This window comes from Sphingomonas degradans (assembly GCF_053502645.1).
Map to the genome: position 1 here is coordinate 3,450,560 of NZ_CP177172.1, position 12,404 is coordinate 3,462,963.

At 66.9% G+C, this 12,404-nt stretch carries 12 protein-coding genes; 5 read left to right on the plus strand and 7 right to left on the minus strand.

Annotation, left to right across the window (positions count from 1 at the left end; translation table 11 throughout):
* The first annotated feature begins 4 nt into the window (after nt 1-4).
* Both ACG3SL_RS15695 and ACG3SL_RS15700 read left to right on the plus strand, forming a co-directional pair.
* Entirely contained in the window at nt 5-1,495 is a 1,491-nt protein-coding gene (locus ACG3SL_RS15695) for a SulP family inorganic anion transporter (RefSeq protein WP_448662106.1), read from the plus strand.
* A gap of 250 nt (nt 1,496-1,745) precedes the next feature.
* Nucleotides 1,746-2,573 (plus strand): TorF family putative porin, encoded by an 828-nt coding sequence (locus ACG3SL_RS15700; RefSeq protein ID WP_448662107.1) that lies wholly within the window; start codon nt 1,746-1,748, stop codon nt 2,571-2,573.
* 364 nt (nt 2,574-2,937) lie between these two features.
* On the opposite strand, the gene ACG3SL_RS15705 is transcribed toward ACG3SL_RS15700, so the two are convergent.
* From ACG3SL_RS15705 to ACG3SL_RS15735, 7 genes are all read right to left on the minus strand, one after another.
* Nucleotides 2,938-3,621, minus strand: coding sequence for a Fe2+-dependent dioxygenase (locus ACG3SL_RS15705; protein WP_448662108.1), 684 nt, complete (start codon nt 3,619-3,621; stop codon nt 2,938-2,940).
* The gene (locus tag ACG3SL_RS15710) at nt 3,621-4,220 is read right to left on the minus strand and encodes a tetratricopeptide repeat protein (protein ID WP_448662109.1); all 600 of its coding nucleotides are present in this window, start codon (nt 4,218-4,220) and stop codon (nt 3,621-3,623) included. The genes ACG3SL_RS15705 and ACG3SL_RS15710 overlap by 1 nt, the downstream gene beginning before the upstream one ends.
* Nucleotides 4,221-4,318: 98 nt before the next feature.
* Nucleotides 4,319-6,856, minus strand: a complete 2,538-nt coding sequence (locus tag ACG3SL_RS15715) for a TonB-dependent receptor (protein WP_448662110.1) — start codon at nt 6,854-6,856, stop codon at nt 4,319-4,321.
* Nucleotides 6,857-6,938: 82 nt separating this feature from the next.
* Nucleotides 6,939-7,193, minus strand: coding sequence for a ribbon-helix-helix domain-containing protein (locus tag ACG3SL_RS15720; protein WP_448662111.1), 255 nt, complete (start codon nt 7,191-7,193; stop codon nt 6,939-6,941).
* A complete protein-coding gene (gene cobT, locus ACG3SL_RS15725) occupies nt 7,190-9,022 on the minus strand; it encodes a cobaltochelatase subunit CobT (protein ID WP_448662112.1) in 1,833 nt (610 codons plus the stop codon). The genes ACG3SL_RS15720 and cobT overlap by 4 nt, the downstream gene beginning before the upstream one ends.
* 7 nt (nt 9,023-9,029) lie before the next feature.
* Complete coding sequence (gene cobS / locus ACG3SL_RS15730; protein WP_448662113.1) at nt 9,030-10,034, minus strand: cobaltochelatase subunit CobS; 1,005 nt, start codon at nt 10,032-10,034, stop codon at nt 9,030-9,032.
* Nucleotides 10,035-10,108: 74 nt separating this feature from the next.
* Entirely contained in the window at nt 10,109-10,801 is a 693-nt protein-coding gene (locus tag ACG3SL_RS15735; protein WP_448662114.1) for a winged helix-turn-helix transcriptional regulator, read from the minus strand.
* A gap of 83 nt (nt 10,802-10,884) precedes the next feature.
* On the opposite strand from ACG3SL_RS15735, the gene ACG3SL_RS15740 reads away from it, so the two are divergent.
* The 3 genes from ACG3SL_RS15740 to ACG3SL_RS15750 are packed head-to-tail and all read left to right on the plus strand — an operon-like array spanning nt 10,885 to nt 12,401.
* Nucleotides 10,885-11,310, plus strand: a complete 426-nt coding sequence (locus tag ACG3SL_RS15740; protein ID WP_448665145.1) for a VOC family protein — start codon at nt 10,885-10,887, stop codon at nt 11,308-11,310.
* Between the two features lie 51 nt (nt 11,311-11,361).
* Nucleotides 11,362-12,033, plus strand: a complete 672-nt coding sequence (locus ACG3SL_RS15745) for a glutathione S-transferase family protein (protein ID WP_448662115.1) — start codon at nt 11,362-11,364, stop codon at nt 12,031-12,033.
* Nucleotides 12,034-12,044: 11 nt separating this feature from the next.
* On the plus strand, nt 12,045-12,401 hold the full coding sequence (locus ACG3SL_RS15750; RefSeq protein WP_448662116.1) for a DUF1428 domain-containing protein: 357 nt from the start codon (nt 12,045-12,047) through the stop codon (nt 12,399-12,401).
* Nucleotides 12,402-12,404 lie beyond the last annotated feature (3 nt).

Consider the following 12,404-nt stretch of genomic DNA (forward strand, 5'->3'; position numbering starts at 1 on the left):
GTCGATGAACGTCGTCGGACGCGATTTCACGGCGTCTATCGTCGTGTTCCTGGTCGCGATGCCCCTGTGTATGGGCATCGCGATCGCGTCCGGCGTGCCCCCGGAAAAGGGGCTTATCACCGGCATCATCGGCGGCATCGTCGTAGGTGCGCTTGCGGGTTCGCCGCTCCAGGTCAGCGGCCCCGCCGCCGGCCTGGCGGTGATCGTCTATGAACTGGTGCGCGACCAGGGCCTGTCGGCGCTGGGTCCCATCCTGATCCTTGCCGGTGCGATCCAGGTCGTATCGGGCATTTTCCGCCTGGGCGGCTGGTTCCGCGCGATTTCGCCGGCCGTCGTCCATGGCATGCTGGCCGGCATCGGCGTGCTGATCGTCGTCGGCCAGTTCCACGTCATGTTCGACCAGAAGCCGCTGCCCAGCGGCCTCCAGAACCTGATGGCGATGCCGGGCCGCCTGTTCGGCCTGTCCCCCGACATCGCGGCGGCCGAGCTGGCGATCATCATTGCGCTGGTCACGATCGGCGTCATGATCGGCTGGGAGAAATTCCGTCCCAAGGCGCTGCGGCTCGTCCCCGGCGCGCTGCTGGGCGTCGTCGCGGCGACGCTGATCGCGTTCACGCTGGGGCTCGACGTTTCGCGGGTTACCGTTCCGGCGAACATCGCCGGCGCGATCGCGCTGCCCGATTCGGGCTTTGCCGCACGCTTCCTCGACCCCGCCGTGATCGGCGCGGCGCTTGCCATTGCGTTCATCGCCAGCGCAGAGACGCTGCTTTCGGCGGCGGCGGTGGATCGGATGCACGACGGCGTGCGCACCGACTATAACAAGGAACTGCGCGCGCAGGGCATCGGCAACCTGCTCTGCGGTGTTGCCGGCGCGCTGCCGATGACCGGCGTGATCGTGCGCAGCTCGGCCAACGTCCAGGCGGGCGCCACGACCCGGCTGTCCACCATCCTGCACGGCATCTGGATTCTTGGCATGGTCGCGGCGCTGCCGTTCGTCCTTGCCGAAATCCCGATGGCGGCGCTGGGCGCGGTGCTGGTCGTCACCGGCTATCGTCTGGTGAACCTGAAGCACGCCAAGCACCTGTTCCGCGATTACGGCGCGCTGCCCGTGGCGATCTGGGCGATCACGCTGGTGCTGGTGGTGACGCAGGACCTGTTGACCGGCGTGCTGGTCGGCATCGGCCTGTCGCTGCTGGAGCTGATCCCCAACCTGCGCCATCTGCGCCTGAAGGTGTTCCGTGACCAGGATGGCGACCGCGAAACCGTTCGCCTGACCGGTGGGGCGACGTTCCTGACGCTGCCGCGCCTGTCGGACACGCTGGATTCGGTGCCGAGCGGTGCCCCGGTGCGCCTTGACGTCGCGGGTCTTTCGGCAATGGACCACACCTGCTCCGAGCTGATGAAGGACTGGCTGGCACGCCGCCGCGCCGCCGGCGGCGATGTCGAGCTGCACGGCGCGTCGGGCAAGACCGCCGGGCTCGCCATGGCGCATTAGGCGCCTGAGTCTCGACCCAACCGTCGGGCCCGTCTCCACCCCCTGGAGGCGGGCCCGATGCTTTCATGCAACAGCCCCGCCGATACGGCGCCGGCAACAGTTCGTCACGCTTCAGCAAGAAACCAGCAGCGCGCCAGGCATAGTAAAAAGGCATCCGGATCGATCCTGCCCCCGTGTCGCAAGACATGCAGAGAGGCTGTGGCGACCGGGTGCAGGCAGGGACCACCCAACCGTTACACAAGGGGGTTCCATGACGTTCCGTTCTATCGCCGCAGCTACGGCCACCGCCGCTTGCCTCGCCATCGCCGCACCGGCCTTTGCCCAGGATACCAGCCCGCCGCCGCCCGTCACCGTCAGCGGATCGGTCGCGCTCGTCTCCGACTATCGCTTCCGCGGGGTATCGCAGTCCGATGAGGAAATCGCGGTCCAGGGCGGCATTACCATCAGCCATGAAAGCGGCGCCTATGTCGCGGCCTGGGGATCGAACCTGGCCGGGTGGGGCACGTTCGGCGGATCGAACACCGAACTCGACCTGGTCGCCGGCTACAAGCTGCCGCTGGGCGAAGGATCGGCGCTCGACGTCGGGCTGACCTGGTACATGTATCCCGGCGGTGCCGACAAAACCGACTTCGCCGAATTCTATGCCAAGGCATCGACCACGCTCGGCCCCGTGACGGCGCTGGCGGGCGTCGCCTATGCCCCCAAGCAGGAAGCGCTCGGCAATTTCTCGAACACGCCGTACAGCCGGGGGCAGAGCGAGGATAATTTCTACGTCTGGGGCGATCTGTCCACGGGCATTCCGGGCTCGCCGATCACCGCCAAGGCGCATCTGGGCTATTCGGACGGCAATCCGGGGCTGGGCCCGAACGGCACCAGCGTCGCGCCGACCGGCAAGTATCTGGACTATCTGGTCGGCGCCGATGTCGCCGTCGGGCCGCTGGTGCTCGGCATCGCCTATGTCGGCACCGACATCACCCGCGCCGATTCGCGCTACCTGCTGCCCAATTTCTCGTCGACCAAGGATGGATCGTCGATCGCATCGGGCAAGGTCGTGTTCTCGGTCTCCGCCGCCTTCTGACCGCGAGCGGCGCCGGCCCGCTCTCCCATTCGGCCATCCAAGCAATATTCTATGGGTGGCCGGGTGGGGGCGCGGGTCCAGCCTGCGCATTGGGTCGCACGCGAAGGCGCGAAGCGCTTTAGAATATATTTCGCGCAGAGGCGCGGAGGACGCAGAGGGGGTGCGCCCGTGGCAGCGTATCTCCGCCATCGCGGCTTCATCGCGTGTTGCTCGGATGCGATTTCTGCGCTTTGCGCGGGGGGCGAGGCTCTCTGCGCTCTCTGCGCCTCTGCGCGAAAAAATCTTCGCGCCTTCGCGCCTTCGCGTGAACCAAATAGCGCTTCGCGCTAAACCGCTCTCCCCCGCCGCGCCGGAGAGATTCCCCTCAGGCGTCGGCCCAGCGGCGCAGCAGGTTGTGATAGACATGGGTGAGTTCGATCACCTGCGCATTCCCCTGCCCCAGATTGCCCGCCAGCGCCTGGATCGACTGGTCCAGCTCGAACAGGATGCGGCGTTCGCCATCGTCGCGGACCATCGACTGGAGCCAGAAGAAGCTGGCCACCCGCGCGCCGCGCGTGACCGGCTCGACGCGGTGGAGGCTGGACGAGGGATAGAGCACGGCATGGCCGGCGGGCAGCTTCACCCCCTCGGTCCCGAACAGCCCCTCGATCTTCAGTTCGCCGCCGTCATAGGCCTCGGGCGATTCGAGGAAAACCGTCATCGACAGGTCGGAACGGATGCGGAAATCGCTGCCGCGCTTGATGCGGATCGCGTTGTCGACATGGTTGCCAAAGGCCTGCCCGCCCGCGTAGCGATTGAACAGCGGCGGAAACACCTTGAGCGGCAGCGCGGCGGCGACGAACAGCGGCGAGGCTGCCAGCGCATCCAGGATGATCGCCCCGGCTTCGGCATGCGCCGGCGTGCCCTCCGGCAGTTGTTCGTTGCGCTTGGCCAGTGCCGACTGGACGCCCGAGGTGACATTGCCGTCCACCCATTCCGCTGCGTCGATGATGGCACGGATGCGCGCGACCTGATCGGCGCTCAGCAGGTCGGGAATAGTAATCAGCATCACAGCGCCTCGTGCAGCAGGGGCCAGGGCGACGCCTTCAGGAACGCGCGCGCCTTGGCAAGAAAGGCCGGGGTGGCAGTTTCGGCACAGCGCACGATCCAGCCGCGCGCCGCGTCGAACCGGCCCGCCTCGGCCAGCATGCGCGCATGGTTGAACATGCCCCGGAAGTCGCCGCCCTCGGCCGCGATCCCATAGCATTCGGCGGCACGCGCACGGTCGGGCGCCACTACCCAGCCATCCTCGTGGAAGCTGCCGATATAGTTGGTCGCCTTGGCCGCGGCATCGCCACCCTGCGCCGCGGCGTTCTCGAACCAGCCGAGCGCCGCCGCCTTGTCCTCGGTCAAGCCTTCGCCCAGCGTCAGGGCGGTGGCATAATTGTACATGCCCCAGTCGAGCCCGCGCGTCGCAGCGATGCGGAAGCATTCGGCAGCGCGCACCTTGTCCACGCGCACGCCCCAGCCAAGGTCATAGCAGCGCCCGACCATGTTGAGCGCCATCAGATGCCCCTGCCCCGCCGCCTTGTTGAACCAGCCGAACGCCGCGCCGGGTTCGCCCGCGTCGAGCAGCATCTGGCCATAGACCGCCTGCGCCTCGGCCACGCCCGCCTCGGCACCTTCGCGAATCAGCGCCGCCCGCGCTTCCGGCGAACCGGAAAGGCGGGCGGCGAGCTCCTGGGGGGAGAGGGATTGAAACCCGGTCAGAACTTGAACCCGAGCGTCGCAAAGGCCGAGCGGCCCGGCGCGATCGTGGCGTAGTGCGAGGCATAGGCCTGGGTGTAATACACCTTGTCGGTCAGGTTCTGCACATTGACGCTCAGCTGGATATTGTCGCTGACCTTGTAGCCCAGCCGCGCGTCGAAGCGCCAATATTCGGGGATCGAGCGCAGGATCACCTTGGTCGCCGGCGTAAACGTCGTCACTCCCGCTGCATTCTGGGTGTAGCTACGGTTGTCCTGATACCCGCCGAACACCCGGCTGGTGTAGAACGCGCCGCCGCCGATGCTCAGCCGGCGGGTGGGCTTCAGGTCGGCCCACAGCGTGAAGCTGTCCTTCGCCGTCTGGGTCGCCTGGCGCCCGGTGTTGACCGAGGGGACAGCGAGCGTCTTTGCAGGCTGGATCACGGTAGTGACACCACCGGTGGTCTGCGTGATCGCAGCGGCGGTCAGAATGGTCATGCCGCCATCGACGATCTTGGGGTCCAGATGGGTATAGCCGCCGAACACGGTCAGCCATTCGGTGACCTTGCCGTTGAAGGTCAGCTCGACACCCCGGATACGGCGCTTGCCGACGAACTCCACCGTGTTGCCCGGGCCCGTCACGCGGGCATTGTCGGTGTCGGTCTGGAAGGCGGCGATGCCGAGGGCGAGCTGTTCGTTGAACAGGCTGGCCTTGGCGCCGACCTCGTACGACTTGGTCTTTTCCACCTTCAGGCTGTCGAGCAGGTCGGCGGCGGCGATCGTGGTGCCCAGGCCGTTGGCTTCCTGCCCTTCGCCCAACAGGCTGTTGGGCGGCGTCGCGGCAGTGGCGTAGCTGGCGTAGAGGCTGGTATTCGCGGTCGGCTTGAAGATCAGGCCCGCCTGCCAGTTGAACAGTTCGTCCGTGCGCGACAGCGAGAAGGCCGTGGTCGGGTTGGCGCTCGCCGCCTGGCCCGGCGTCACCTTCGACTTGAAGCGATCGAAGCGCCCGCCGAGGTTGAGCATCAGCTGCGGCAGCAGCGTGATCGAATCAAAGCCATAGACCGAAACCGTGCTGGCATCGTTCTGGGTCTCGCTCAGCGGCGCGCCCTTGACGATGGGAGTCGCCACGGTCGAGGTGTCGCTGGCATAGTTGACCCAGGGCGCGTCATAGTTGGGCGTGAACAGGCTGGTGCAGTAATAGCGCGCGATCGTCGCGGTGTTGCAACGCGGGCTGACCGTCGATCCGTTTGCGGAGACATAGGCCCCGCGTCGCGCCTTCTCCCAGCTCACTTCCGCGCCGACCGCGAAGCTATGCTTGATCCCGCCGGTTTCAAAGGTGCCGTACAGGTCGGTCTGGTTGGTCAGCGTTTCCGAATAGCCATAGCGGGTGTTGCCGCGCACCCAGACATAACCGCCGGTCAGCACGTCGCCGCGCGTGCCTGCCGTGCCCGTCGTCGGGTTGGTCGCGGCGGTGCCATAGACATTGCCCTGGCTGTCGTCCGGCAGGGTGAAGATGTAATTCTGTTCGTTGAAGCCGTAGCGGGCAGTGTTGCGCAGCGTGATGCCACCGAAATCATGCTCGAAGCGCAGCGTCGCCTGATGCGTCTTGGCATCGCGGAAATCGCGGTTGGTGAGACCATAGAAATTCGAGCGCGAAACATGGCCCTTGGTGCCAGCGATCGTGGTGACGTCGCCCATTGCCGGCTCGCTCAGGATCTCGCCAGTGCCGGGGGCATTGGCCAGCGTGTAGAGGAACGGGATGCCGCTGTCGGGAAGCTCATGGCTTTCCAGATAGTAGTAGGCGGCGGTCAGCCGGGTGTCGGTGCCCAGGCCGAGGGTGATCGACGGCGCCACGCCCCAGCGGCGCGACCAGATCGCGTCGCGACCCGCCACGTCCTGATCGTGCACCATCGCCGCGACGCGCACGCCGATGAAGTCGGTCAGCTTCTGGTTCACGTCCAGCGTCAGCCGCTTGTAATCAGCGGTGCCCAGGCTGGCGTTCACGGCGACGAAATTGTTCGTGACGGGCAGCTTGGAGACGATGTTGATCGATCCGCCCGCGCTGCCGCGCCCGCCCAGCGTCGAATCGGAGCCGCGCACCACCTGGACCTGTTCGGTGGCAAAGACTTCGCGGGTCTGCGCGCCGATGTCGCGCACGCCATCGACAAAGGTGCTGCCCTGGCTGTCGAAACCGCGGATGAAGGGACGGTCGCCGATCGGGTTGCCGCCTTCCGCCGCGCCAAAGGTGATGCCGGGGACGGTGCGCAGCGCATCGGCGAGCGTGGCCGAGCCGGTTTCCTCGATCACCGAAGCGGGGAGCACGACTACCGAGCGCGGCGTATTGACCACCTTCGCCGTCGCCTTGGGGCCTTCCAACTCCTGGCGGGCGCCGGTGACGAGGATCTGTTCGCGGTCCTGGGCGTCGTTGTCCGCTGCATCGGTCGCCTTGGCGCCGTGATCCGGGTCCGGCTCGGCTGCGTGCGCGGGGGCGCTGGCGATGAAGCCGACGCAGGCGAGCGCAAGAAAGGCCGGCGACGCGGCAGGTGCGGAACGCTTCACGAAATAAATCCCCCTTGACGGTATCTTTGCGGGGTCAGCTATTGCGAAGCGTTCTCAGAGTCAACGCTATTGCGAAGAGTTATCAGACTTGTCGCAAATTTGTCGCAACAAGCCAGGTGCGAATCGCGCTCGCCAGATTGGGCGGATCGTCGGACTGGATGCGGGCATGATCGATCGCCGCGACCAGCGCGTTGAGCGGCAGCGCGCGCGACGCCGCCTGCGCCTCCAGCGCGTCCCAGAAGAGCGGCTCCAGGCTGATCGAGGTCTGGTGCCCCGCGATCGTCACCGATCGCTTCACGGGCCCGCGAAACCCGCCCGGCGGCGGATCGATCGTCATTCGGTGTCGAACAGCGCCGCGAGCTGCTCGACCATCGTGCCGGCCAGCTGCTCGGCATCCATGATCGTCACGGCGCGCTGGTAATAGCGCGTCACGTCATGCCCGATGCCGATCGCCGCCAGCTCGACCGGCGAGCGCGACTCGATCCAGCCGATCACCTGGCGCAAATGGCGCTCCAGATACGATCCCGAATTCACCGACAGCGTCGAATCGTCCACCGGCGCACCGTCGGAGATCACCATCAGGATCTTGCGGTCCTCGGGCCGCGCGATCAGCCGGTTGTGCGCCCACAGCAGCGCCTCGCCGTCGATATTCTCCTTGAGCAGCCCTTCGCGCATCATCAGGCCCAGCGAGCGCTTGGCGCGACGCCACGGCTCGTCGGCCTGTTTGTAGACGATGTGGCGGATGTCGTTGAGACGGCCCGGCTGGGGCGGGCGCCCGTCGGCCAGCCATTTCTCGCGGCTCTGCCCGCCCTTCCACGCGCGCGTGGTAAAGCCCAGTATCTCGGTCTTGACCCCCACCCGCTCCAGCGTGCGGGCAAGGATGTCCGCGCTGATCGCCGCGATCGAAATCGGCCGCCCGCGCATCGACCCCGAATTGTCGATCAGCAGCGTGACGACGGTGTCCTTGAACTCGGTATCGCGCTCGGACTTGTAGCTGAGCGACAGCATCGGATTGACGATCACGCGCGCCAGCCGGGCGGCGTCGAGGATGCCTTCCTCCTGGTCGAAATCCCAGCTGCGGTTCTGCTGCGCCATCAGCCGGCGCTGAAGCCGGTTGGCGAGCTTGGTCACGGCGCCCTGCAGATGCACGAGCTGCTGGTCGAGATAGGCGCGCAGCCGGTCCAGCTCCTCGGCATCGCACAGGTCGAGCGCGGAGACTTCCTCGTCAAACTGGCGCGTGAACGGCTTGTATTCGAATTGCGGCGGCAGGTCGCTCCACGGGCGGTTGGGGCGCGTGGGGAGCATCCCTTCCTCGCCATCGTCGCCCGGCTCGCCGTCGCCATCGTCCATCGCCTCGGAGTCCTGCTGGTCTCCTTCCTCGGTCTGGTCGGACTCGCGCTGTTCGCCGCGCGCCTCGGCCTGGCCTTCGCCCTGGCCGGCTTCGGCATCGCCTTCGTCGTCGCTGGGCTGGTCCTGGTCGTCGGTGCCTTCCTCGTCGTCGCCGCCGTCCTGGTCCTCGCTTTCCTCGGGCACCCGGTCGCCCTCGACGAGTTCCAGGTCCTGGAGCAGCTTGGTCGCGAGTGCGGCAAAGGCGCGCTGGTCGTCGATCGCGAGGCCCAGCGCGTCCAGATCGCCGCCGCCGCGTTCCTCGATCCAGTCGCGGACCAGCGCCATGCCCATCGCCGCCGATGCCGGCGCCGCGCGCCCGGTCAGCCGCTCGCGCACAAGCAGCCCGACGGCAGTGGACAGCGGCACTTCGTCGCGATTGCGCGCGCGGGCGATCGGGTCGGAGCGCAGCTTCAGGTTGAGCGACGCCTCAAGATTGTCCGCGATGCCGGCATAGCCGCGCGACCCCAGCGCCTCGACTCGCGCGGTCTCCACGGCGTCGAACACCGCGCGCGCCACCGCCTCCTGCGGCGCGGTGCGCTGGTGGAACTTCACGTCATGGTGCCGCAGCCGCAGCGCGAAGCCATCGGCAAAGCCGCGCGCCTCGCCCACCTGCTCCACCGGCACGCCGCGCGCGGGCATCGGCACCTTGATGCTCTTGCCATCCTGGCGCGGCGCATCGGAGGTGAAGCTCAGCTCCAGCTCCGCCTCGCCCGACAGCGCCCGTGCGGTGCCGCCCAGGACGTTGCGCAGCCGTTCCAGCGGCGTGTCGGCGGCCATCGCTCGCTTACGCCTTCCCCACCACGCTCTCGGGCAGGTCCTTGCCGAAGACGCGCTGGTAATATTCGGCGACCTGCGCGCGTTCGGCCTCGTCGCACTTGTTGAGGAACGACAGGCGGAACGCGAAGCCGACATCGCCGAAGATCAGCGTGTTCTGGGCCCAGGTGATGACGGTGCGCGGGCTCATCACGGTGGAGATGTCGCCGTTGATGAAGCCCCGGCGCGTCAGATCGGCGACGCGGACCATGTTCTCCACGGTCTCGCGCCCGCCCGGCTTGTCATATTCGCCGGACTTGGCGAGCACGATGTTCGCCTCGACCGCCGCCGGCAGATAGTTGAGCGTGACGACGATGTTCCAGCGGTCCATCTGGCCCTGGTTGATCTGCTGCGTGCCGTGATAGAGCCCGCTGGTGTCGCCCAGGCCCACCGTGTTGGCCGTCGCGAACAGGCGGAACCACGGGCTCGGGCGGATCACGCGGTTCTGGTCGAGCAGCGTCAGCTTGCCCTCGGTCTCCAGCACGCGCTGGATCACGAACATCACGTCCGGGCGGCCCGCGTCATATTCGTCGAACACCAGCGCCGTCGGCGTCTGGAGCGCCCAGGGGAGCAGGCCTTCGCGGAACTCGGTGATCTGCTGGCCATCCTTCAGCACGATCGCGTCGCGCCCGATCAGGTCGATACGGCTGATATGCGCGTCCAGGTTGATGCGGATGCACGGCCAGTTGAGCCGCGCCGCGACCTGTTCGATATGCGTCGACTTGCCGGTGCCGTGATAGCCCTGGACCATCACGCGGCGGTTGTGGGCAAAGCCCGCCAGGATCGCCAGCGTGGTGTCGGGATCGAACACATAGGCGGGATCGAGATCGGGCACGCGCTCGTCCGCGATGCTGAAGGCGGGGCATTCCATGTCCGAATCGATTCCGAACAGGTCGCGCACCTTCACCATCTTGTCGGGGGCGTCGAGGATCGTGGTTTCCCGGCTATCGGGCTGGGTGTTGGGAATATCTGCCATGGTCTCGGTCCTAGTGTCGCACCGGACCTAGTGGCTTGCGTGCCGCACCGCAACGTCGATGTCCGGCGGCCGCGCTATCCCCCGACCTTGGGCGGCAGCAGGAACAACCCGGCAAAGGCGGCGGCGCGTTCGGTATCACCCTCCACGGCAAAGCGCCCCTCGGCCAGCGCCATCGCCAGCGGCATCGATCCGAACAGCACCGGCAGGAAGTCATTGGGCGCGCCGACGAACACCGCCTCCGCCCCTTCCAGGCTGCCGCGCGTGATCGCCAGCGCGCCGTCGGCGACCTCGGTCAGATAGCTTTCCTCGCCCAGCCGGAAGCCGATCCGGCCGGCCCATCCCGCGGCCTTTTCCGGGAGCAGCATCATCCGCAGCGCCAGCATCAGCGACACGCGCGAAAAGGGCATGCTGGGATCGTGCCGGGGCGAACGCAGCGCCCAGCGGCCCAGCGCCATCACCACCGGCTCCGCCTCTCGCCCCCAATCGGTGAGCGCATAGACCTGGACATTGGCGGGCGGCGGCAGCGTTTCGCGCATGACGATGCCGTCGGCCTCCAGCCCGGCCAGCCGCTGGGTCAGCACATTTGCGCTGATCCCCGCCAGCCCCTTTCGGATTTCGCCGAACCGGCGCGGCCCGAGCAGCAATTCGCGCACGATCAGCAACGCCCAGCGCTCGCCGACGAACTCGAGCGCGAGCGCAGTGCCGCAGGCATCGTCGTACCAACGCTTTGTATCCTTGCGACCTTTAGTTATATTTTCTAACTTCATGGTTGCTTTTTATAACCTGTGTGGGCACGAATCAATGGCCGCGCGAATCGCGAGTGGAAAAGGGGAGAGTGCCAGTGCCACAGATGATCTTCGTAAACCTGCCGGTTGCGGACGTGGCGCGCGCCACTGCCTTTTATGAAGCGATCGGCTGCACGATCGACCCGCGTTTCAGCGGACCCACCGCCAGCGCGATGGTGCTGTCCGACACGATCAGCTTCATGCTGCTCCACCTCGACTTCTTCCAGACGTTCACGCCGCGCACGGTCGCCGACGCGCATCAGGTCAGCGAAGTGCTGCTGTGCCTGTCGCGCGACAGCCGCGAGGCGGTGGACAGCATCGTGGAACAGGCCGGTGCCGCCGGCGGCACCCGCGATGTGCGCCCGGCGCAAGACATGGGGTTCATGTACAGCCGCAGCTTCGCCGATCCCGACGGCCATGTCTTCGAACCGATGTTCATGGACGAAGCGGCCGCCGCCAGGGCGTTCGCCCCCGAACTCGCATCGGCGTGAAGAGCGCACCGCGAACGCCAAGGCGACCCCTGAATACAGGAGAGCAAGACCATGGTTCAGGACCCCGATAGCGACATTGAGATCGTCACCTTCGAATGGGTGCCGGATTTCGCGCGCGGCTATGTGCGCGACTACCGCGTCCGCTGGGCGCTGGAGGAAGCGGGCATCGCCTATCGCACCGATCCGATCAGCGCCGTCCACCGCCCCGCCAGCCATTTCGCCGAACAGCCGTTCGGCCAGGTGCCGGCCTATCGCGAGGGCGCGGTGCGGATGTTCGAATCGGGCGCGATCGTGCTCCACATCGCCGAACGCTCCGACGCACTGCTCCCCCGCGATCCCGTCGCACGGGCACGCGCCCAATGCTGGATGTTCGCCGCGCTCAACAGCGTCGAGCCGCAGCTGATGGAGCTGACCAATGTCGACCTGTTCGCGAAAGGCGAGGAATGGGCGAGGCTGCGCCGCCCCAGCCTGGTCAAGGCGATCGCCAAGCGGCTGGGGCAGCTGGCAGCGGCGCTGGGCGACCGCGACTATCTGGAAGGCAGCTTCACGGCCGGCGATCTGCTGATGGCGTCAGCGCTGCGCGCGCTCGACCATACCGACCTGCTCGACGAACACCCCGCGCTTGCTGCCTATCAGCGGCGCTGCACCGCCCGCCCCGGCTTCGTCGCGGCGATCGATGCGCAACTGGGCGAGCTGAAGACAGCCATGCCCGAACCCGCCTGAGGAGAGAGACGATGTATATCGACGGTTATGTGCTGCCCGTGCCGAAGGGCAAGAAAGATGCCTATGTCGCCATGGCGCAGAAAGTCGCGCCGATGTTCCAGGAATTCGGGGCGCTGCGCGTGGTCGAGACCTGGGGGGAAGACATTCCCCGCGGCCACACCACCGACTTCTATCGCGCGGTGCAGGCCACCGACGACGAAGGCATCGTCTTCTCGTGGGTCGTCTGGCCCGACAAGGCCACGCGCGACGCCGGCTGGGGCAAGATGATGACCGACGAGCGGATGCAGCCCGATGGCGAGATCCCGTTCGACGGCAAGCGCATGTTCTGGGGCGGGTTCGAGCCGATTCTCGACGTCGGGCAGGCGTGATCG